The sequence below is a fragment of the Mycobacterium aquaticum genome, from assembly GCF_002086485.1.
Taxonomy (GTDB): Bacteria; Actinomycetota; Actinomycetes; order Mycobacteriales; family Mycobacteriaceae; genus Mycobacterium; species Mycobacterium aquaticum.
Genome location: NZ_MVHF01000004.1, coordinates 24632 through 45215, shown reverse-complemented (window position 1 = coordinate 45215; position 20584 = coordinate 24632). Strand labels below are relative to the sequence as shown.

28 protein-coding genes, 1 tRNA gene and 1 pseudogene are annotated in these 20584 nt (G+C 66.2%); 10 read left to right on the top strand and 20 right to left on the bottom strand.

The window, feature by feature from the left end; translation table 11 throughout:
- Positions 1-19: 19 nt before the first annotated feature.
- The 13 genes from BST13_RS05610 to BST13_RS05550 form a co-directional block, all read right to left on the bottom strand.
- On the bottom strand, positions 20-307 hold the full coding sequence (locus BST13_RS05610) for a hypothetical protein (protein ID WP_083161519.1): 288 nt from the start codon (positions 305-307) through the stop codon (positions 20-22).
- A gap of 58 nt (positions 308-365) precedes the next feature.
- Complete coding sequence (locus tag BST13_RS05605) at positions 366-680, bottom strand: hypothetical protein (RefSeq protein WP_083161517.1); 315 nt, start codon at positions 678-680, stop codon at positions 366-368.
- The gene (gene recT / locus BST13_RS05600; RefSeq protein ID WP_083161515.1) at positions 677-1714 is read right to left on the bottom strand and encodes a recombination protein RecT; all 1038 of its coding nucleotides are present in this window, start codon (positions 1712-1714) and stop codon (positions 677-679) included. The genes BST13_RS05605 and recT overlap by 4 nt, the downstream gene beginning before the upstream one ends.
- A 5-nt stretch (positions 1715-1719) precedes the next feature.
- Complete coding sequence (locus BST13_RS05595; RefSeq protein ID WP_083161513.1) at positions 1720-2727, bottom strand: YqaJ viral recombinase family nuclease; 1008 nt, start codon at positions 2725-2727, stop codon at positions 1720-1722.
- Positions 2724-3089 carry a microaggregate invasion protein 1 gene (mip1, locus tag BST13_RS05590; protein WP_083161511.1) on the bottom strand — a complete coding sequence of 122 codons (366 nt, stop codon included), beginning with the start codon at positions 3087-3089 and terminating at the stop codon, positions 2724-2726. The genes BST13_RS05595 and mip1 overlap by 4 nt, the downstream gene beginning before the upstream one ends.
- Positions 3086-3352 carry a hypothetical protein gene (locus tag BST13_RS05585; RefSeq protein WP_245839376.1) on the bottom strand — a complete coding sequence of 89 codons (267 nt, stop codon included), beginning with the start codon at positions 3350-3352 and terminating at the stop codon, positions 3086-3088. The genes mip1 and BST13_RS05585 overlap by 4 nt, the downstream gene beginning before the upstream one ends.
- A gap of 8 nt (positions 3353-3360) precedes the next feature.
- A complete protein-coding gene (locus tag BST13_RS05580; protein ID WP_083161507.1) occupies positions 3361-3615 on the bottom strand; it encodes a hypothetical protein in 255 nt (84 codons plus the stop codon).
- Positions 3612-3998, bottom strand: a complete 387-nt coding sequence (locus tag BST13_RS05575) for a CDGP domain-containing protein (RefSeq protein ID WP_245839374.1) — start codon at positions 3996-3998, stop codon at positions 3612-3614. The genes BST13_RS05580 and BST13_RS05575 overlap by 4 nt, the downstream gene beginning before the upstream one ends.
- Positions 3995-4276, bottom strand: a complete 282-nt coding sequence (locus tag BST13_RS05570) for a hypothetical protein (RefSeq protein ID WP_083161949.1) — start codon at positions 4274-4276, stop codon at positions 3995-3997. Before BST13_RS05570 ends, BST13_RS05575 begins: the two co-directional genes overlap by 4 nt.
- A 66-nt stretch (positions 4277-4342) precedes the next feature.
- Complete coding sequence (locus BST13_RS05565; protein WP_083161503.1) at positions 4343-5113, bottom strand: hypothetical protein; 771 nt, start codon at positions 5111-5113, stop codon at positions 4343-4345.
- Positions 5110-5514, bottom strand: a complete 405-nt coding sequence (locus BST13_RS05560) for a hypothetical protein (RefSeq protein WP_083161501.1) — start codon at positions 5512-5514, stop codon at positions 5110-5112. Before BST13_RS05560 ends, BST13_RS05565 begins: the two co-directional genes overlap by 4 nt.
- Complete coding sequence (locus tag BST13_RS05555) at positions 5514-5708, bottom strand: helix-turn-helix domain-containing protein (protein ID WP_083161947.1); 195 nt, start codon at positions 5706-5708, stop codon at positions 5514-5516. The genes BST13_RS05560 and BST13_RS05555 overlap by 1 nt, the downstream gene beginning before the upstream one ends.
- 63 nt (positions 5709-5771) lie before the next feature.
- A complete protein-coding gene (locus BST13_RS05550; protein WP_083161499.1) occupies positions 5772-6035 on the bottom strand; it encodes a helix-turn-helix transcriptional regulator in 264 nt (87 codons plus the stop codon).
- Between the two features lie 92 nt (positions 6036-6127).
- Between BST13_RS05550 and BST13_RS05545 the strand changes: the two genes are divergently transcribed.
- The 4 genes from BST13_RS05545 to BST13_RS05530 all read left to right on the top strand — a co-directional run bounded on the left by BST13_RS05545 (position 6128) and on the right by BST13_RS05530 (position 9020).
- The gene (locus BST13_RS05545; RefSeq protein ID WP_083161497.1) at positions 6128-7120 is read left to right on the top strand and encodes a hypothetical protein; all 993 of its coding nucleotides are present in this window, start codon (positions 6128-6130) and stop codon (positions 7118-7120) included.
- Between the two features lie 64 nt (positions 7121-7184).
- Positions 7185-7610 (top strand): hypothetical protein, encoded by a 426-nt coding sequence (locus BST13_RS05540; protein WP_083161495.1) that lies wholly within the window; start codon positions 7185-7187, stop codon positions 7608-7610.
- Complete coding sequence (locus BST13_RS05535; RefSeq protein ID WP_425436982.1) at positions 7592-7825, top strand: DUF3263 domain-containing protein; 234 nt, start codon at positions 7592-7594, stop codon at positions 7823-7825. The genes BST13_RS05540 and BST13_RS05535 overlap by 19 nt, the downstream gene beginning before the upstream one ends.
- Positions 7818-9020, top strand: a complete 1203-nt coding sequence (locus tag BST13_RS05530; RefSeq protein WP_083161491.1) for a site-specific integrase — start codon at positions 7818-7820, stop codon at positions 9018-9020. Before BST13_RS05535 ends, BST13_RS05530 begins: the two co-directional genes overlap by 8 nt.
- Positions 9021-9059: 39 nt before the next feature.
- Here the strand turns inward: BST13_RS05530 and BST13_RS05525 are convergent.
- Positions 9060-9142, bottom strand: a tRNA-Tyr gene (locus BST13_RS05525).
- Between the two features lie 110 nt (positions 9143-9252).
- Here BST13_RS05525 and BST13_RS05520 point away from each other — a divergent pair.
- Positions 9253-9744: a YajQ family cyclic di-GMP-binding protein gene (locus BST13_RS05520; RefSeq protein ID WP_083161489.1), complete on the top strand. Its 492-nt coding sequence runs from the start codon at positions 9253-9255 to the stop codon at positions 9742-9744.
- Positions 9745-9797: 53 nt separating this feature from the next.
- Here the strand turns inward: BST13_RS05520 and BST13_RS05515 are convergent, their stop codons facing one another.
- From BST13_RS05515 to BST13_RS05500, 4 genes are read right to left on the bottom strand one after another with little or no spacing between them, the layout of a single operon-like run.
- Positions 9798-11189, bottom strand: coding sequence for an LLM class flavin-dependent oxidoreductase (locus tag BST13_RS05515; RefSeq protein ID WP_281254731.1), 1392 nt, complete (start codon positions 11187-11189; stop codon positions 9798-9800).
- Positions 11190-11201: 12 nt separating this feature from the next.
- Complete coding sequence (locus tag BST13_RS05510; RefSeq protein ID WP_083161485.1) at positions 11202-12044, bottom strand: ABC transporter permease; 843 nt, start codon at positions 12042-12044, stop codon at positions 11202-11204.
- The gene (locus BST13_RS05505; RefSeq protein WP_083161483.1) at positions 12037-12840 is read right to left on the bottom strand and encodes an ABC transporter ATP-binding protein; all 804 of its coding nucleotides are present in this window, start codon (positions 12838-12840) and stop codon (positions 12037-12039) included. Before BST13_RS05505 ends, BST13_RS05510 begins: the two co-directional genes overlap by 8 nt.
- Complete coding sequence (locus BST13_RS05500) at positions 12837-13901, bottom strand: ABC transporter substrate-binding protein (protein ID WP_083161946.1); 1065 nt, start codon at positions 13899-13901, stop codon at positions 12837-12839. The genes BST13_RS05505 and BST13_RS05500 overlap by 4 nt, the downstream gene beginning before the upstream one ends.
- 173 nt (positions 13902-14074) lie before the next feature.
- Here BST13_RS05500 and BST13_RS05495 point away from each other — a divergent pair.
- Together BST13_RS05495 and BST13_RS05490 are read left to right on the top strand one after the other, a co-directional pair.
- A pseudogene (locus tag BST13_RS05495) lies at positions 14075-15655 on the top strand (FAD-binding protein).
- Complete coding sequence (locus tag BST13_RS05490; protein WP_083161481.1) at positions 15652-15993, top strand: 4Fe-4S dicluster domain-containing protein; 342 nt, start codon at positions 15652-15654, stop codon at positions 15991-15993. Before BST13_RS05495 ends, BST13_RS05490 begins: the two are co-directional and overlap by 4 nt.
- On the opposite strand, the gene BST13_RS05485 is transcribed toward BST13_RS05490, so the two are convergent.
- Positions 15986-16315: an ArsR/SmtB family transcription factor gene (locus BST13_RS05485; protein WP_083161479.1), complete on the bottom strand. Its 330-nt coding sequence runs from the start codon at positions 16313-16315 to the stop codon at positions 15986-15988. The genes BST13_RS05490 and BST13_RS05485 overlap by 8 nt on opposite strands.
- Positions 16316-16417: 102 nt before the next feature.
- On the opposite strand from BST13_RS05485, the gene BST13_RS05480 reads away from it, so the two are divergent.
- Together BST13_RS05480 and BST13_RS05475 are read left to right on the top strand one after the other, a co-directional pair.
- Positions 16418-17632: an MFS transporter gene (locus BST13_RS05480; protein ID WP_083161478.1), complete on the top strand. Its 1215-nt coding sequence runs from the start codon at positions 16418-16420 to the stop codon at positions 17630-17632.
- Between the two features lie 52 nt (positions 17633-17684).
- Positions 17685-18710 carry an NAD(P)H-dependent glycerol-3-phosphate dehydrogenase gene (locus tag BST13_RS05475; RefSeq protein WP_083161476.1) on the top strand — a complete coding sequence of 342 codons (1026 nt, stop codon included), beginning with the start codon at positions 17685-17687 and terminating at the stop codon, positions 18708-18710.
- A gap of 3 nt (positions 18711-18713) precedes the next feature.
- Here BST13_RS05475 and BST13_RS05470 read toward each other — a convergent pair whose 3' ends face one another.
- Entirely contained in the window at positions 18714-19307 is a 594-nt protein-coding gene (locus BST13_RS05470) for a helix-turn-helix domain-containing protein (RefSeq protein ID WP_029371358.1), read from the bottom strand.
- Between the two features lie 120 nt (positions 19308-19427).
- Here BST13_RS05470 and BST13_RS05465 point away from each other — a divergent pair, with 120 nt between their 5' ends.
- Positions 19428-20567 carry a zinc-binding dehydrogenase gene (locus BST13_RS05465; protein ID WP_095533420.1) on the top strand — a complete coding sequence of 380 codons (1140 nt, stop codon included), beginning with the start codon at positions 19428-19430 and terminating at the stop codon, positions 20565-20567.
- The last annotated feature ends 17 nt before the right edge of the window (positions 20568-20584 follow it).

Genomic DNA, 20584 nt, shown 5'->3' with positions numbered 1-20584 from the left:
TCCTTTCCGAGGATGGGGATTACAGGCGGTCGCCTGTGGCCTTGCGGGTGTCGATGGGGTGGCGGCCAAGGATCAGCTGCGTGATCCGGTGGCGCTGGGAACCGGGGTCCAGGTCGTCAAAGTCGGCATAGTCCGGCTCGTCGACTAGTCCGGGCCACCACGGGGATTGGGCGAGCTGGGCGTGGATCTGAGCGCGCGCCACCTTCGCCTGCACGAACGGGAACCGGAACGCCTCCGGCTTAGCCTCAGCCAGTTCCGCGAGCAGAGCGTCAGCATGCTGGTAGTGCTCGGCGGGGGTGAGCGTCATCGGTAGATCCACCCGAAGACGACGAATAGCGCGACCCACACGGCTGCCTCGGCCCACGTCACTGCGCAGCCTCCGCGGTCTTCGCGATGCGGTTGCGTGCCTTCGTCAACTGCCCCTTCGTGACCGCGTGCGACTTCCGCTCAGCCCGCAACAACTCGTCCCGATCCGACAACTTCTCGGCCAGCCGCAACGCCAGCACGCGCTGCTTCTCCGCTTCACTCTTGCCGTTGAACACATTCCTGTGACCGGCCGGGCAGTAGAAATTCGCGTGGTCCTGGCGACGCCGCTGCTCCATGTCGGCCGTCATGCCGAACGGCACACCGCACGCGGCGCAATGGACCAGGCTCAGTGCCTGCTCGTACGTGAGACTCATGCGCCCGGCCCGTCGAACAGCGAAATAACCGCGGCGGCTTCGTCGTACGTCATATCAGCCGTACGCCTAGCCTTCACCCCAGCCGCATCACCGAGGTACGAGAACCACTCGTCGTCGGAGTCGTACTTCTCGGCTTTCTGGATCTGCGCCATGCGGTCCAGCTGATCCTCGGTGGCCATCATGGTCTCGGTCGCTTGACCGTCCACGACCTGCTCGTTTTCCACTGGCGAGTCGTCCACCTCGCCGTCGATAAAGTCCGGCGTCTGGTTGATCGCATCCGGCGACAGATCCAGCCGCACACCCTCGTCCTGCGCGATCGCCCGCTGAGCCTCTGTCGACTTCGGCAACAGCTTCATCAGCTTGCGCACCATCGTCTTGTGCGCCATCGCCTCGAAGTGGTCTACCCACGGGCCGAACACCTTGCCGTCACGGTTCTTCGCCGTCGCGTGCCTGTCCCGGTACGCCTCCATGTCGGCGACCGTCATCGGGTCCGTCATCGAATACCCGCCGTCGACAGTGCGGCCCACTGCGTAGAACAGGATCGGCTTGCCCCGCGGACCGTCGATGCAAGGTCTGTGAATCCACTTGTCCTCAGCGGCACCGTATTCGACTTCGAAGTAGTCGTTGCTGTACACGGTGCGGGCATGGATGCTGGCGATGCGGCCCGACCGGTGCGCGAGTTCGACGTACCCCTGGTAACCGATGACCAACTGGGCTTTCTGCCCGCGAGTCTTGCTGTCCCAGAACGGCAGCAGGTACGCCTGCCCGAGCGCCCCAACGCCCGGACGAAGACCCAACTGGGCGCACGTCATCAGTGAGCCGAGCACCGATTTCGGCTCACACTCGGCGAGTTTCGGGTTCACCTGCAGGCAGGTCAACGCGTCCCGGATCAACTGGGTGGCCTCGACACCGCGCGGCATGGCCAGCTGAAACGACTTCTCCATTTTCTGGATCTTGACCTGCAGCGAGTCCTCGTCGCCGCGGCCCTGGGTAGCGACGGACTGCTGGGCGCGACGCGCCAAATCACGTGCCATGGTGGTTATTTGCCTTTCGGTAGGTAAACGGACGCCGCCTGATAGCGGCGGTACAACTCGGGGTCTTCGGCCTTGAGCCGGTCACGGTCGATCACCTCGACCTTGTGGAGCCAGCCGGCGTCTTCCTGCTCTTCGCGGAACGCCTTCTCGCGGAACTGGCCACGTCGCAGCGCCACGAGCTTCCGGCCGGTCTCGTCGGTGATGGCGTCGGCGCCGTGCAGGAGATCGGTCAACCGGTTGACGGCCTGCGCCTTGTCAGCTTTCACGGCCTTCTCGGCGTCGAGCGCTGCCCGGTAGGCGACCATCTCGGCCTCCACAGCCGCGATATCCTCGGCCACCTCGACGACGTCGAACCGGCGTGGCCAGCGTGCGGCGATCGCCTCCGCCGTCGCGTCCGATCCGTCGATCGGCGGGGCCACGTCCGGCACGATGTACGTGTCCCACAGGTGCTGCTCGGCAGCGTTGATCGTGGCGATCAGATCGTCGTCGCGCGGCACGTACTCCCACCGCAACCGGTTCCCACCGATGAGACCAGCGACGTAGGCGCCGTCAGCGCCGGTGACCGCGCAGCCGTGCTGGATCTGCAGCTCCGCGTGGTCCGGCACCTCGCCGTCGGCCCAATCGGAGGCCAGCCAGGCGGACGCGTTCTTGATCTCCACCAGGGCGTTCTGCGCCAGGATGAGACCGTCGGGGTTGTACAGCTGCCACGGCCGCTCCAGTGATCTCAGCGTCGGGCACTCGACGATGTCGACACCCAGGCGGCGCGCGAGCTCGGCGCGGATGACGGGCTCCAGCAGGGTGCCCCACATCATCGCCTCGGTCTCGTCGTCCGGCCGCGACTTGCCCGTCTTGTCAGCCCACACGGAGAACGGGGAGCCGTACTTCCCTAGCCCCAGCACGGCCGAGCAGTCCGACGAGCCAATGCCGGTGCGGCGCAACTCGAGCCACTCTTCGCGGTCCTTGTAGTGGCCAGCCAGCTCGGCGTGCTCGGCCCAGAACGGTGCAACGGTCATCGGTAGTCGCCTCCCCCGTAACGCACGTCATCCAGGTCTCCGCACATGCCGACCGACTGGCGGGTGCTGATCTCCGTTGTGGCGCGGTCCATCTCGGATAGCTGGTGGTTGGCCCTCGCCCACTCGTCGGACTCGAATTCGTACGCCATCACCGATTCACCCCTTGCTTGTTCTTCCGATTCGTCTGTCCACCACTCGTCGTTGGCCCATTCGTCGGGGTCCGGGTGGACACGGAAACCCCACGCCAATACCGATGCGGCGGAAAGGATCGCGGCCGTCACGAATAGCGGCATCCACACCGCCAGCCCGATGTAGGCCAGCGCGCCGAACACCCACGCGGCGAGCCACAACGAGCGCGTCACGACGCCACCGCCGATATGTGCCGCCCCACCCGCGACTCCGTGATGGCCTCCACGCGCTCCTGCAGCGCAACCGTGCCCTCATCGGGATTTACGAAAGCCGCGAGCGCCATGGTGATCTGGGCGTATTTCGCCGGATAGCGTTGCGCCAACAACCGCAACTCCTCGAACAGCCGACGAGGGTCGTCGTCGCGGATCTTCACCGCCAACCCCAGCGCCACCTCGGCGACGCGATCGAGGTTCGAGTCCAGCGTCTGGTCAACCACCGGCGGCTTCACTGCGCACCGCCTGGTCTGAGCGACCTGAGAACGAAGGCCAGGTTTCGTCTGAACTCGTCGTACGCCTGCTCCTCCCGGATCTCGGTCTGCAGGTCGGTGACTCGTCGGCTGAACCTATTGGCGCGGTGCCTGCCCCGGTATCGGCGGCCACGCGTCGCGGCAGGGACCGCTGCGACCGGCTCGTGCAGAGCGGCGGCTGCCACCATGGCGTCGAAATCGTCCGGCGTCCACACCGGCTGCAGCGCCGTCATCGGATCGCCACCGATCCGGTTGGCAGCCAACCAGGTTCATCCGGCAGGACCGTGGCGTCGGTGACGGGGTATTCCTCGTAGCGCGCGACGCTGTCACCGACCGGGTAGCCACCCGAGCAGGACCACCGGTAGCACGACACCGGCACGTAATGCGCCGGCGTCCAATACTGCCGGGTGCGCCACCAGCTGCCGTCCGCGTTGCGGGGCGAGTCGCAGATGGTGCGTTTCTGCCCCCAGGCAAGCAGGCCCGGCGCGGCGATCGTCTCGCAACCCACGTTCGGCGAGGCCTTCGCTGTGCCTGCGGCCCACACGGTTCCGACGCCGGCGAGGATCGCGCCGTAGACGATGAGCGCCAGGCCGCGTCGCACTGCTCGCGCCGTCACGCCGACACCGCCGCATTCTCACGGGCCTCGACGAGACGCGCCACCAGGGCAGCGTGAAAATCCAAGACCTGTAACGCCGCTGCCCGGTCCTCGGCGAGAAAGTCAGCGCTGCCAGCGTTCTCGTCCCAGACGATCACGAGCCAGCGTTCGCCGGACGGGTGCGGCATCGCCACACCGACCTGCCTCGGCACCTCGGGCCACTCCGGGCGCTCGACGGTGGCGACCAACGCGCCGTCCTCGCGCTCGTTGATCTGATAGGTAGACTCTGCGGTTGGCACTGGCGTTCCTTTCGATGGGGTGTTGCTGGTGTCGAGGGCTTCGAGCTGGTGACGCAGCACGGGGCCCTACTTCTTGGTGATCGAGTAGCCGGAGAGCAGATCGCTGGCGATCTCGTCGTAGGTCGCGTCGACTGTCATGCCGCGTCGCAGGCAACTGACCTGAATTCCGGTGATGTGGGCAGCGAGGTCCGCGTGACCGACCGAAAGCAGTGCCGCCCGATAGGCATTCACCGCGACCCCGGCGACCATCGAAGGCGTGCAACCGATCAGCGCCGCGTTGTTGTCCGATCGGTCGACCCACTCCATGACAGCCCTGCACGCGGCCGTAACAGCGTCGAAATCGCCTGGCAGGTAAACGGTCCCGTCCTCGTGGATCGGGCGCCACGTGGATTTCCAGCACTCGATCGAGCAGTAGTAACCCGATGGGTACGCGCAGATAGCGACTGCTGCAACAGGATCGGCGAGCAGCTTTCCGCAGGTCTTGCACTGATCAACGGGCCGGGCAGTGGTCTGCTCGTCGCGGACCTGACGGCACTGGTCGGTGATCGGTGAATCGTCGTCGCGGTGGAACCAGTGCGTCGGGCCGTCGGGACTCTCAGGTTCGCCGTACATCTCACGTCCGCAGGCGCAGTACGACGGGCAGCGGCATCCCTCGCAGTGCACCTCGGCGTCGACCACGTCATCGGCGAACTCGTCTGGCACCATCGCGTCAGCCAGCCCGGCCGCGTCGAGATAGTCGCCGGCCTCACGCTCAGAGAAGCCCGAGCGACGTTCCTCGAGCGCCTGGTTGACCGCGTCGATGAAATCGGCTGCGCCACGCATCAAGTCGGTGATCACGGCTTCACCGCCGACCGGTCGCGCCGACCCTCGACGGGTTCCTTGCCGAGGAACTCCAGGCGTTCGCGCAATTCGTCGAGTTCGGCAGTCAGTTCGTCGACGCGGACCTGCAGCTCGTCGCGCTCATCGCGGATCTGCTCGCGGTCCCCTAGCAGTTCGGTGAACTCGCGTGCGATGGCGGCGTTCGCCTCGCACGCCGACCGGAGTAGCGGGCGGAAATTCTCGTGCTCAGCCAGGACCTCGTTGAGTTCCTCACGGGTGGCGTGCAACTCGGCGATCGCCGCGTCGTAGGTGGCCGGGATCGGCCAGTGCCTATACGACATGCTGAGGCGGCGCTGCGCCGGACCGGTGAACGGACGGTGATGCGCCGCAACCGCGGCGGCCAGATCAGTGATGGTCATCAGGCAGCCGCGCCTTGCTCGTGCTCACCGATGAACCGGTCGACCTCGCTGCGACGCACCAACCGGCGGCCACCTACCTGCACCCACCGCAATTCCCCACGGTCGAACAGGCGATAGATGGTTGCCTTGTGAACCCGCAAGACCTCCGCCGTCTCGGGGATGGTCAGCAGCAACTTCTCAACGCGGGCGGTCACATCGCCCGACTGTTGATCCGACACTGAGGTGTCCTCTCTATTTGGTGGTCGCCGCACGAGCGGCTAGGCACTTTGACTAGTGATGCATGCAGCAGTTGCCGCTTCGGCCGGCAAAGAATCGTCGCGGGCCTCGAAGAGGTCCTCCCAGGGCACGTCGAGCCGGGCCGCGATAGCCAGGGCCAAGTCCTCGCTGATGGCCCGCAACTTCCCGGTCTCGATCAGATAGATCGTCGACTGAGTTCGACGGACCAGGTATGCGAGATCCCGCTGGGAGTAATGCCGCTGCTTGCGCCAGCGGCGGACTTTCGCTCCATCGGGGACGTACATCCAGACGTCCTTTCTTCGCTGCGGGGGCTTACGCCGTTGTGATTTAGCCATCATGCGCTCCAATCTTCAGGTTGACAAGTGAAGCGTGCACCATGAACCATCTACTCGTCAAGATGACAACTGGCTACTTTGCAGGTGGGCGTATCACGGAGCGTGATTCACTTGTCACGAAATTTGTGCACGACTCTGGCACGAGTGAACAAGGGGTGATCACCATTACCGACGTGACCGAGAAACCAACGCTCGCAGACCTCGTAGAGGCCGCGAGCACCAAGCACAACGGGGCGTCAGGAAGACGCCTCGCGGACGTCGCAGCCGAAGCGGGCTTCGATGTGTCACACACCACCCTCAACCGAATCCGCAGCGGCACCTACAGCGGTGCCCCAACCACGACGACGATCAAAGCCATCGCCTGGCTCGCCGGCGTCACCGAAGAGGAGGCCTTCAGAGCCGCAGGCCAAAACGTGCCCGGCACACCATTCGCCAGCGTCCTACCTCCCGGCGTCGACAACCTCGGCCCCAGCGAACGCCGCGCAGTCGTCGAAGTACTCCGCGCCTTCACCCAACATCACCAACGGGAATGGGACCGCGGACAGCGCGAGTGGTCGGTCATGACGAAACTCATGGGCAACATTGCGGACTCGCTCAGAGAAACCGCCGATCTCTACGAGTGGGTCGAGACACAGATCCCCGAAGACCAGATCCCGACATTCAGACGAATGATGTCGGCCGCGGCAGGCCCGCTAGTCAGCGTGACCGACTGGTACGGCGAATACGTCGACACAGTGGCTGACGAACTCAAGACCTCGTTTGCTGCACGGGCCGAAATCAACCAAATGTTCACTGACGCAGTTGCCTCATTGCGGCAACTTCAGAAAGGAGACCAAGGTGGCAACACCGTGGAAAATGCGACGGAATCGGATGCACCGGCGACGGACGACCAAAGTCAGGAGGTAGGCACCGTCACGCACCTTCCGCACTGGGGGAAGAGCGACCCGCCACCCCCCGTGATCGACGAAAAGGCAGCGGCATCGACCCGACGCAAGCGGTCTGACGAAGAGGAAGACGACCAAGATGCCGACTGAATCCCATCGGTGTAGTTACTGGTCAGCGACACTTTTGTCGGACCCCAACCCTAGATTCCTGTGAATGTCCTGGAACCCGTGGCGTTGGGTAGGCGAGCACTACCCGCACATCGTCGTGAGTTGCGAGCACCGTCTCCCGAAGCGGGTTGCGGGCATCTGGCGCGACAACACCATCTGGCTCTGTTCGACCCTGAACCAAGCCGAACGGCGCTCGGTGCTGACCCACGAACTGCAGCACCTACAACGCGGGCTCCCCTCCCCTCAGTACCGGGACCGTGAAGAACGCATCGTCGACGAGCTCGCCGCGCGCCGACTCATCGCGATAGCTGACCTGGCGCGCGCCCTGCGATCGACCCGAGACCCCGATGCCCTCGCAGAGGAACTGTGGGTCGATCGGCACACCGTCGAGGTCCGGCTGTCCAACCTCTCCCCCGACGAGACCGCCGAGCTGGAACGCGAGTTTGGAGACGAATGGCTATGGATTCCCTGACCGCCCAGGACCGCGCGATGCTCGACCTGGAGCGCGAGTGGTGGTCGACGTCGGGCGGCAAAGAGACAGCGATCGTCGAACGCGTCGGTCTCAGTCCCGTGCGCTATTACCAGCGGCTCAATCGGCTGCTCGACACCGCGGCGGCACTGGCTCACGACCCCGTCACCGTGAACCGTCTCCGACGGACCCGAGCGAAAGGACGCGCCGATGGCTGAACGTCGGCAACTGCCACCACAGATCAAGCGCGTCGAATTGGAATCGCGCCGCGGCGGCCGGCCGGTCGTGCGGTACCAGCTCACCGTCGACGTCGGCGTCGTCGACGGGAAGCGCAAACGCTTCCGGAAGCGATACCCCACCGAAGCCCAGGCCCGTGACGCTCTCGACCAGATCCGTGGGGACGTCGCCAGGGGCACGTATGTGCAGCCGACACAACGGACCGTGAGCGAAGCGTGTGATGACTGGCTGGCCGGGAAGCGCGCGGCCGACCGAGCAGAGTCCACGGTCGACGGGTACGCCGAGAAGCTGTCGGTGGTGATCGACCAGCTCGGCGACGTCGAGGTGCAGAAGCTCACCAAGCGGCACATTGACGACCTCGTGACGGCGCTGAGGGAGGGCGGACTGACGGCGCCCACCGGGAAACCCCGCAAGCCGTGGTCGCCGCGCTCGGTCAATTACCTGCTCGGCCTGTTGGTCTCGATGCTCGAGTCCGAGCAGAAGCAGGGCCACACGGTGCGCAACGTCGCCGCGCTGGTGGACCGCATCGAGGCCGACCCAGCTCCGCCCGACCCCCTCACAGAGGTGGAGGTGGAGAAGCTGCTAGCGCACATCGCGGGCAACCGCTACGCCATCGCCTGGGAGCTCGCCTTGGCCGGGTTCCGGCTCGCCGAGATCAGCGGCCTGCGATGGAGCGACGTGGATCTAGAAGCGAAAACCGTTGCGGTGGTCAACACCCGACTGCAGCGCGGCAAGAAGAGCATCGAGAAGGCGCCCAAGTCGCGGGCCAGCCGGCGGGAGCTGCCGCTGCCGGATGACCTGTACGTGGCCTTCAAGGCGGCGCGCAAGACGCAGGCCGCCGACCAACTCCGGTTGGGCGGAGAGTACGAAGCGAGCGGCTATGTGGTCGTGAACGAGGCTGGCCGGGCACTGACGCCGAACGCGATCGAGAACCGTTGGGCCCGAATGCTTCAGGCCGCGGGGGTTCGGCATGTCCGATTGCACGATGCCCGCCATACCTGCGGCACGCTGATGCACCTTCGCGGGGTGCCTACCGCGCTCATCTCGGCATGGCTTGGCCACGCTTCGAAGGCGTTCACGCTGCAGACCTATGTGAACCCGAAGCCCGAGGCTCTGGCTATCGCGGCGCAGAGTTTCACGCGGGTTGTCACAAACCGTCACAATTCTGGGTCCTAGAAACACGTCAGGCCCCCTCGAAAGGGGGCCTGATCAGTGTGGCAGGTAGTGGATTCGAACCACTGTAGGCGTAAGCCGACGGATTTACAGTCCGCTCCCATTGGCCGCTCGGGCAACCTGCCTGGTGTCGCATCCGCCCCGTCTCCGGTTTGGTGCGACTAGCAGGGTACAACGAGGATGTACCAAAGTTACAAACCGGCAGCACACGCAGAGGGAGAGGAGAGGCGTTCCAATGGCGGATTCCAGCTTCGACGTCGTCAGCAAGGTCGATCGCCAGGAGGTCGACAACGCACTCAACCAGGCCGCGAAGGAGCTGGCGACCCGGTTCGACTTCCGCGGTACCGACACCACCATCGCCTGGAAGGGCGACGAGGTGATCGAACTCACGTCCAGCACCGAGGAGCGCGTCAAGGCCGCCGTCGACGTGTTCAAGGAGAAACTGGTTCGCCGAGACATCTCGATGAAGGCCTTCGATGCGGGCGACCCTCAGGCCAGCGGCAAGACGTACAAGGTGTCCGGGGACATCAAGCAGGGCATCAGCAGCGAGCAGGCCAAGAAGATCACCAAGATCATCCGCGACGACGGCCCCAAGGGCGTCAAGGCCCAGATCCAGGGCGACGAAATCCGGGTCAGCTCGAAGAAGCGCGACGATCTGCAGGCCGTCATTGCCCTGCTGAAGGGCGCCGACCTCGACGTGGCCCTGCAGTTCGTCAACTACCGCTGAGCTGACGCGTTGATTCTGCGTTGAGGGCGCTCACCTCTCGGTGTTTTGTGCCCTCACCGCAGACTCGATGTGGCGCTAGTCGACTGCTCAGCGGCGCGACCAGGCGTTATGCCCAAGCGATGCAGCCGAGGCAGGGTGAACCGGCTCGGCTGGTGGGAGAGGCCGTAGTGGCCGCGCAGCGTGGTGGCGGTGTACTCGGTGCGGAACAGCCCACGCCGTTGCAGGATCGGCACCACCTGTTCGACGAAGTCCTCCAGACCACCGGGCAGATACGGCGGCATGATGTTGAACCCGTCGGCGGCGCCTGCGGTGAACCACTCCTGCAGATCGTCGGCGACTTGCTCGGGCGTGCCGGCGATGGTGCGGTGACCGCGGCCGCCACCGAGCTTGGCGATCAACTGCCGCACTGTCAGCGCTTCGTGGTCCGCCAGATCCTTGACGAGTTGATAGCGGCTCTTGTTGCCCTGGATCTGCTCGATGGGCGGCAGCGGGGGCAGCGGGGCGTCCAGAGCGTGGGCCGTGAGGTCCACGCCGAGCATCTGCGACAGCTGGCGCAGCGAGTACTCCGGAGAGATGAGGTCGGTGAATTCCTGCTCCAGCTCGCGGGCGGCCTCGGCGGTGGGCCCCAGGAACGGGACGATGCCGGGCAGGATCAACACCTCCTCGGCACTGCGGCCAAACCCGACGGCACGGGCCTTGACATCGCGATAGAACGCACGCCCTTCCTCGACCGACCGCTGGGCAGTGAAGATCGCCTCGGCGTAGCGGGCCGCGAAATCCTTACCGGTTTCCGACGACCCCGCCTGAACCAGCAGCGGCCTGCCCTGCGGCGACCGAGGCGAGTTGAGCGGGCCCGCCACCGTGAACTGCTCCCCCGCATGGTCGATCGAGTGGACCTTGGCGGGGTCGGCGAAGATGCCCGTGGCCTCGTCGAGAACCAGCGCATCGTCCTCCCAGCTGTCCCACAAAGCCGTGGCTATGTCGACGAATTCCGCTGCGCGCCGATATCTTCCGGCGTGATCGGGAATGCCGTCGAAACCGAAGTTGGCGGCCTCGTCAGCCCCGGCCGACGTGACGATGTTCCATCCGGCCCGGCCGCCGCTGATGTGGTCGAGTGAGGCGAAACTGCGAGCCAGCGTATAGGGATGCAGGTACCCGGTCGACGCGGTGGCGATCAGGCCGATGTGCTCGGTGGCGGAGGCGATCGCGGTCAGCAGCGTGATCGGTTCGAAGATCGCCTGGATGTTGTGCTTGACGCGCGGGTCGACGGCCAATCCGTCGGCGAAGAACACCGAGTCCAGCAGGCCGCGTTCGGCGATCTGTGCGAGATTCTGAAAGTGCTTGACGCTGACGAGGTTCCGGCTGTCGGTTCGCGGATGTCGCCACGCGGCTTCGTGGTGGCCGACACCCATCAGGAAGCCGTTGAGATGCAGTTGACGCGGCAAGGTACTCCTCTTCTATGTGGTGTGACGCCAGCCCGAAAGGCGCCCTTCGATCGCCACGAGCACACCGTTGAAGGCGACCCCGACGAGGGCGATGGTGACGATGCCGGCGTACATGTTCGGGATCTGGAAGTTCAGCTGTGCCGCCGTGATCAGATAGCCGAGCCCGGCCTTAGCACCGACCATTTCCGCGGCGATCAACACCAGGATCGACGAGGCGGCCGCCATCCGCAGGCCGGTGAAGATCGTCGGCACCGCGGCGGGCAGCACCACCTTCTGGAACAACCGCACCGGGGAAAGGCCGAGGGAACGTGCCGATTTCACCAACAACGGGTCGACGGTGCGCACCCCGGAGATGGTGTTGAGCAGGATCGGGAAGGCCGACGCGTAGATCACGAGCGCGACCTTGGACGTTTCCCCGATCCCGAGGATGAGCACGAACACCGGCAGCAGGGCCAGCGCCGCGGTATTGCGAAAGAGCTCCAGCAACGGGTTGAGGAACTCGGCGACTGGTCGATACCACGCGATGGCCACACCCAGCGGGATGCTGACGACGATGGCGATGAGCAGGCCGACCAGTGCGCGCGACAGACTCGCCGAAACATGCTCCCAGAGCTGACCATTGGCGGCCAGCGCGAACAAGGCGCCCGCGACGTTGCTGAACGGCGGCAGGAACACCTTGTCCACCAGCCCGATTCGCGGTGCCACCTCCCACAGTGCCAGGAAAGCGGCTACGGCGCTGGAGTAGCGGACCACCCGCCAGAGCACCGCCGCGGTGCGCCGAGACGAGGGCAACGGCGCCGGCGGGGCGGGCTGGGTGACGACGGGAGCGGCGGCTTGCGCGATGGCACTAGACATGCTGAACCTCCTGAGACTGTGCCCGTTGCACCTCGTCGTGCAGCAAGGTCCAGATGTGGTGACGCTGAGCGCGGAAGCCCGCACTGGACCGCACATCCTCGGCGCTGCGGTCGATGTCGACATCGACGACGGTCTTGACCCGGCCGGGCCGTGACGTCAGAACAGCGACCCGCTGCCCGAGGTAGAGCGCCTCGTCGATGCCGTGGGTGATGAACAGGATGGTCTTGCCGGTGGCCTGCCAGATCCGCAGTAACTCTCCTTGCAGCGATTCGCGGGTCTGCGCGTCGAGCGCGGCGAACGGCTCGTCCATCAACAGCACCTCGGGATCGAATGCCAGGCTGCGGGCGATCGCGACGCGTTGCCGCATGCCGCCCGACAGTTCATGCGGGTAGCGATCAGCGAAGGCGTGCAGCCCCACCAGTTCGAGGTAATGCTCGGCCAGGTGACGGCGCTCGGCTGCTCGTAAACCCTTGGCTTCCAGCCCGAATTCGATGTTCTTGCGGGCGGTGCGCCAGGGCAGCAACGCGTACTGCTGGAACACGATGCCGCGGTCCAGTCCCGGTCCGGTGATCGGTCGTCCGTCGAGCAGGATCTCCCCCGACGTGGGTGCGCTCAGGCCGCCGAGCAGGTCGAGCAGCGTCGACTTGCCGCAGCCGCTGGGCCCGACCAACACCAGGAACTCTCCGGCGGCCAGCTCGAGGCTGATGTCCTCGATGGCGGTGAAACGAGCTTTATCGCCGCGGATCTCGAATTGTTTGGTGACGTTGCGCAGCTGCAACTTCGGTGTCGTGCTCATTTCTGCGCCAGTGCTCGGCCGTCGGGACCGCCGTCCGCGGGATAGGTTCCGTTGGCGTACGGATTGAACTCGTTGGTGTACAGGTCTTTCGCCTTGAGCTGACCGTCCTTGAGTTCACCGTTGCGGACCAGCCAGTCGATCCAGATCTGCAACTCGCGCTCGGCGATCACCGCGCCCGGCACCGGGATACCGGAGCTACGCCAGTACTCGATGGTCTTGGTGTCCTCGTTGCGGTTGCGCTTGTTGATGATCTCGTGGAACTTGGCCACGACCTGGTCACGTGGGGTGATCTGGGCCCAGCGAATAGCCCGGGCGGTGCCCTGTACGAAATCTGCTGCGGCTTCTTTGTTCTTGGCGATGAAGTCGTCGCGCATCACATAGGTGCCGTAGCTGAACGCGCCGAACAGCGACTTGTCGGTGAACAGTGGTCTGATGCCGCCACGTTCGGTCGCCGTCTCACGCCAGATGGTGTTGAGTGCGGCGACGTCGATCTGCTTTTCCCGCAACGCTTGTTCAGTGTTGACGGGCGGCACCACGGTCAGGGTGACGGTCTTGATCTCGTCGTTGGTCAGGCCTTGCTCGGCCAGCCATTCCCGGGTGAGGAACTCGTGATGGGCGCCGAGAGTGTTCATCCCGACCTTCTTGCCGATCAGATCCCGTGCCGTGTGGATCGGGCTGTCGGCCAAAACGTAATAGCCCGTGTACTCGTCCTCGTCGGCGCCGTATGAGCTCAGCACCGAGGTGATCGGTGCGCCCGCCGCATTGAGCTTGACCACTGCCCCGTTGAACGCCGAGCCCACATCGATGTCCCCGGTGGCCACGGACTGGATGTCCTGCGGGCCGCTCGTGGTGTTGCCGACCCAGTCGAGCTTGATGTTCTTGTAGTAGCCGAGTTCCTCGGCGAGTTCCTGGAACTCGACCTCGCCGGCCCAGCCCTGATAACGCACCACGGTCTTGCCGTCGGCACTGCGGGCCGCACCGCCGGACGAGCCACACGCAGCGAGAAGTAGTGCCAGCGCCACGAATGCCACGGCAACGGACCTGGATCGTGTTGACCGCATGACGGTTCTCCCCCTGTGCAACTGCCGGTACACCTCGCCCATGGTGACAACGAACATCTGCGGGGTAACCCCTTAATCTCGCGCGGAGTCAAACCTCACCTCCTCGAAGAACAGTTCCGGTTGGCGTGAGCACAACCCTGACAATCACTTTCGATATCTGCCACCGTCGAGGCATGCTCGATCTCGTCGCGGACGTGTTGGTGGTGGGCGGTGGCCCGGCGGCAACCTGGGCCGCCTTGACCGCAGCACGTGACGGCGCGGACGTCGTGCTGGCCGACAAGGGCTACTGCGGCACGAGCGGCGCGACAGCCTCGGCCGGCACCGGCGTCTGGTACGTCCGCCCTGGCCCCGCCGAACGTGAGGCGGCCATCGCCGCGAGGGCGGCGCTCGGTGGCCATCTTGCCGATCACCGGTGGTCGGTGCGGGTGCTCGACGAAACCTATGCCCGGGTCAATGAATTGGCCGACATCGCACGATTCCCGTTTCCGACGGCTGCTGACGGTACGCAATTGCGCAATGGCTTGCAGGGGCCCGAGTACATGCGCCGGATGCGCATTCTGGTCAAACGCGCGGGTGTTCGGATCCTCGACCACAGTCCCGTCACCGAGTTGCTCGTCGATGCCGAGGGTGCGGTCTCCGGCGCAGCGGGCTACCGCAGGCAGGCCCGGCGGGACTTCCGGGTGCGGGCCGGCGCGGTCGTCGCCGCGACCGGCGGCTGTGCCTTCCAATCCAAAGCACTGGGCTGTGACGTCAACACCGGCGACGGCGCACTGTTCGCGGTGGAGGCCGGGGCAGAACTGTCCGGCATGGAATTCTCCAACGCCTACGGCATCGCCCCCGCAGGCACGTCGGTGACCAAGACGGCCTTCTATCACTTCGCCACGTTCTACCGCTCCGACGGCAGCGTGCTGGACGGCGCCAGCAGCCAGCAGCGCTCCCCCATCGCCGCTGAACTGCTGCGCGACAAGGTGTTCTGCCAACTGGACCGGGCAGCCCCGGCTGATCGGGATGCGATGCGCCGCGCGCAGCCGAACTTCTTCCTGACCTTCGACCGGATGGGCATCGACCCGTTCACGCAGAAATTCGCGGTCACGTTGCTCGCCGAGGGCACCGTGCGCGGCACCGGCGGAATCCGCGTCGTCACCGACGATTGCGCGACGACGGTCCCCGGCCTGTACGCGGCCGGCGATGCCGCGACGCGCGAGTTGATCTGCGGCGGGTTCACCGGCGGGGGCAGCCATAACGCGGCATGGGCGATGTCGTCGGGCACGTGGGCCGGACGCGGTGCCGCGCGCCACGCGCGCAGCCTTGGGCCGCAAGCGCAGTCGCGACGGCTGCACCCGATCGGCTGCGGCGGGGTCCGCCCCACCGGATCCCGCCGCAGCACCGATCACCGAGCCGTCGTCACCGCCGTGCAGCGCGAAGTGTTGCCCTACGACAAGAACTACCTACGGCGCGGTCCCGTGCTGACCAAGGCGCTCGCCGCGCTGGACGGCATCTGGGCCTCGGTACGCGAATCACTCTCCGGCGATGGCTAATTGCGGTTCAGGACGCGAGAGGCCGCGGCGATGGCCGCGCACGCCCGGTGGATGTACACCGCCGCCCTGGCTCGCACCGAGACGCGCGGCATGGCCAAACGGCTCGATTTCCCCGATCAGGACCCGGCTCAACACCGTCGGCTCATCACGGGTGGTCTCGACGACATCTGGGTGCGACCCGAACCGATACCGACGACCGCGGGCATGGCCTCGTGATCGAGGTCGTCTCAGCGCAGCGGTGCATCTCCTGCGACAAGTGCATCGAGGTCTGCCCCACCAACGTCTTCGACCGCGGGCCGGCCGGAATACCGGTGATCAGCAGGCATTCTGATTGCCAGACGTGTTTCCAGTGCGAGGCCAACTGCCCGGTCGACGCGCTGTACGTATCCCCGTTCACCACGCCGACGCCGTCGGCCGACGAGCACGCGCTGGCCACCAGCGGCCTGCTCGGCAGTTACCGCGAGCAGATCGGATGGGGCAAGGGTCGCACGCCCGGCGCACGGAAGGCCATCGGGCCGACGCTGGGGAACCGTGGTGCGCCGCTGATCAGCTGAGCGCCTCACGATTGGCTTGCGCCACAACAGAATCCAAAAGGCCGGGGATCGCGTCGTCGACGTCTTCGATGCGCAGGCGCTGATGCGTGTGCCCCTCGACGGGCTCGCGCTCGATGATCCCTGCGTCACGCAGAATGTTGAAGTGATGGGTGGCCGTCGATTTGTTGATGCCGTCGTAGAGCTCCGCGCACCTCACCGGCCGCGCGGCGTTGTGGAGCCGGCGCACCATCTCCAACCGCACCGGGTCCTGCAGTGCGCACAGCACCTGCCGAAGGGGCGCGACAGGGTGCCGGACCGGCTCGGCCGACTGCGCCTGAACCATGCTGTGCCCTCCATCACGCGATAATTCGGTTTGATCATCATCAAACCCCGGGTAGCCTCATCGAAGTTCGATGAACATCAAACTTACCCCACGGGAGTCCCGGTGACGCTGGAAGCAGACCGCACTGTCGGCAGTGACGCTCAGCGATGGGCGTATCCGCTACTGCTGGTCTTATGCGGTGTCGCGCTCGGTGTGTCCGGCCTGCCTGCGCCGCTGTACGGGCTGTACGAGACGGTCTGGCACCTGACTCCGCTGGCGACCACCATCGTGTTCGCGGTGTACGCGGTGGCCGCGCTGGGCGCGGTGTTGATCTCGGGCCGGATCTCCGACGTGGTCGGCCGCAAACCCGTGCTGCTGGGCGCGCTCGTCGCGATGATCGCCGGGCTCGGCGTCTTCCTCGCGGCCGACAACATGACGCTGCTGCTCGTGGCGCGGGCCATCCATGGCGCTGCGGTGGGCTCGATCGTCGTGGTCGCCGCGGCTGCCCTGCTCGACCTGCGGCCACAGCACGGCGTGCGATCCGGACAACTCAGCGGCGTCGCGTTCAACATCGGGATGACCGTCGCGATCGTCGGCTCCGCGCTCCTGGCCCAGTACGCCCCGCATCCGCTGCGCACGCCGTACGCCGTCGTCGCGGTGTTGTGCGCCATCCTCGGCGTCGGCGTGGTGGCCTTGCGCGAAACGCACACCGTGCGCCCATCCGGCCCGATCCGCATCTCCAAACCCGCAGTGGCTCAGGATATCCGGTCCGACTTCTGGTTCTCGGCGATCGGCGCGATGGCGTCCTGGTCGGTGCTCGGCGTCCTGCTGTCGCTGTACCCGTCACTGGCGGCGCACCAGACCCACATCGACAACCTGCTGTTCGGCGGCGGGGTCGTCGGCGTCACCGCCTTCGCCGCCGCGATCGCACAGCTGGCGGCCACCCGGATCCCGGCGCACCGCGCGGCGATCGCCGGCGACGTCGGCATGGCCGTCACCTTGCTGCTGACCGTGCCGGTGCTGCTGACCCATTCCTGGCCACTGGTGTTCGTGGCCGCCGCGCTGCTGGGCGCGACGTTCGGGCTCGGGTTCGGTGGCTCGCTGCGTCACCTGTCGCATGTGGTGCCCGCCGATCAGCGTGGCGAGACCATGTCGGCGTTCTACGTACTCGCCTACACCGCGATGGCGGTGCCGACGCTGCTCGCCGGCTGGGCGGCCACCCGATGGGACCTGGCCACGGTGTTCCCGTGGTTCGCCGCGGCCGTCGCGCTGGCGTGCCTCACCGCAGCCGCCATCGGAGCTCGATCACTGCGGGCCCAGAACCAGGGACCTGCGTAACCAGCAACCGAATCGCGTCCCAGGCCGCCGCCGCCGACCTAGTCTGATCGCCATGGCACCAGCGCAACGCGAACCGAACGTCGTCGTCCTCGGTGGAGGCTCGTGGGGCACCACGGTGGCTTCGATCTGCGCAAGACGGGGCCCGACGTTGCAGTGGGTGCGCTCGGACGAGACCGCTACCGACATCAACGAGAATCACCGCAACTCGCGGTATCTGGGCGACGAGGTGGTGCTGCCGGAAAGCCTTCGCGCCACCCATGATTTCTCCGAGGCGGCCAACTGCGCCGACGTGATCGTGATGGGCGTGCCGTCGCACGGTTTCCGCGGTGTGCTGCAGGAGCTGGCGAAGGAGCTGCGGCCATGGGTTCCGGTGGTGTCCCTGGTCAAGGGCCTGGAGCAGGGCACCAACATGCGGATGAGCCAGATCGTCGACGAGGTGCTGCCCGGGCATCCGGCCGGAATCCTGGCCGGACCCAACATCGCGCGCGAGGTCGCCGAGGGCTACGCCGCAGCCGCGGTACTGGCCATGCCCGATCAGCATCTGGCAGCTAAGCTGGCAGAGTTGTTCCGCACCAAGCGTTTCCGCACCTACACGACCGACGACGTCATCGGCGTCGAGATGGCAGGGGCGCTGAAGAACGTGTATGCGATCTCGGTCGGCATGGGGTATTCGCTGGGCATCGGGGAGAACACCCGGGCCATGGTGATGGCCAGGGCGGTCCGGGAGATGTCCAAGCTCGGCGAGGCCATGGGCGGCCATCGCGACACCTTCGCCGGCCTGGCGGGCATGGGTGACCTCATCGTCACCTGCACATCGCAGCGCAGCCGCAACCGGCACGTCGGCGAACAGCTCGGCCAGGGCAAGAAGATCGACGAGATCATCGCCTCGATGAACCAGGTGGCCGAGGGCGTCAAGGCCGCGAGCGTGATCATGGAGTTCGCCGAGAAGTACGGCCTGAACATGCCCATCGCCCGTGAGGTCGACGGGGTGATCAACCATGGCGCGACGGTCGAGGATGCCTATCGCGGGCTCGCCGCGGAGAAGCCCGGGCACGAGGTGCACGGCTCGGGGTTCTGAGCCTCAGCTCCCGCGCAGCGCGGCGCTGAAGTCCTCGGCGCCGACCGGCGGCGCGATGGTCCACAGCACCTCGGCCTCGCCATCGGTCGGGTTGTGCCAGTCGTGCAACTGGGTCGCTCCGAACGTCATGCTGTCGCCGGTCTCCAACAACGTGGTCTGCCCGTCGACCGTGATGCTCAGCGCCCCCTTGAGCACATATACGAAAATCGTTGTGGCATCGAGCCGATAGGCGCCGCCCGACCCGCCGCCGGGTCGCATGACGGTGTGCATCACCTGGACGTGCCGCTCGGCTTTCGGGGTGAGCAGCTCTTCGCGGACATCGTGGCCGCCCATCTCCAAGGGCGCCCCCGCGCCGCTGCGGACGATGGGCGCAGCCGGGTACTCGAAGAGATCGCCGATGCCGATCCCGACGGCGTCGCAGATGCGCATCAGGACCGGCACCGACACGTTGGTCATGCCCCGCTCGGCCAGGCTGAGAAAGCCCTTGGTCACCTCGGCCCGAGCTGCCACTTCGGTGAGGCTCAACCTGCGCTGGGTGCGGAATTCCCGTAGCCGCGCCCCCGCGCGGCCCATTCCGGTCTCCTCACCGTCCGCCACTGAAAACCCTCCCCTGGACTGTTGACGCCTGTTCGTTTAGTGGTGTAAAACACCGAGCAGTGTTTTATGGCATTGAACCCTACTCGCGGTGACGGCCCCTTCCGACCAGAAAGGCACGTAGTGTCCGCAGCTCACGACACCCAGGACAGCACCCGCATCAGAGCCGCGGTGTTCGACGGGAACGGCGGCATCTCCGTCGAAGACGTCGACCTCGCCGCCCCCGGCCCGGGCGAGGTCCGCGTCAAGGTCGCCGCCGCCGGCGTCTGCCACTCCGATCTGCACGTCACCACCCGCGCGTGGGACGTCCCCGCACCGGTGGTGCTCGGGCATGAAGGCTCAGGCGTGGTCACCGCCATCGGCGCCGGCGTCGACGATCTCGAACCCGGCGACCACGTCGTGCTCAGCTGGGTGCCCGGCTGCGGCGAGTGCCGGGCCTGCCTGGCGGGCAGGCCCGCCCAGTGCTCTCTGGTCGCTTCAGTCGTCGCCACCGGCGGAACGCTGTACGACGGCACCACCCGGTTGTCCAACGAACGCGGCACCATCCACCACTACCTGGGCGTCTCGTCCTACGCCGAAGAGGTCGTGGTCCCGCGCAGCGGTGCGGTCAAGGTGCGCAAGGACGCACCACTGGAAGACATCGCGATCGTCGGCTGCGCGATCGCCACCGGCGTCGGCGCTGTCCGCAATACTGCCGGCGTAGAACCGGATTCGACGGTGGCGGTGATCGGCTGCGGCGGCGTGGGCCTGGCCTGCGTGCAGGGCGCCCGGCTGGCAGGGGCCGCACGCATCGTCGCAGTGGACGTCGTCGCCGAAAAACTCGGCCTGGCACGCAAACTCGGCGCCACCGATGTCGTCGACGCATCCGCCACCGACGACGTGGTGGCCGCGCTGCGCGACGTGGTCGCCGACGGGTATGACTACGTGTTCGACGCGATCGGCAAGATCGTCACGATCGAACAGTCCATCGCCGCACTGGGTCTCGGCGGCGCGGCGGTCATCGTCGGACTGCCGCCGCAGGGCGAGCGGGCCAGCTTCGACCCCCTCGCCCTGGCCGAAGCCGATCAGCGCATCCTCGGATCCAACTACGGCTCGGCGGTGCCCGAGCGCGACATCCCCGCTCTCGTCGACGAGGTGATGGCGGGCAACCTCGATCTCGCCTCGATGATCTCGGGCCGGCGCCCGCTCGATGAAGCCGCGGCCGCGCTCGACGATCTCGCCGCCGGGCATGCACTGCGTCAACTCCTCATCCCCTCAGCCTGACAGGAAACGAGAACCCC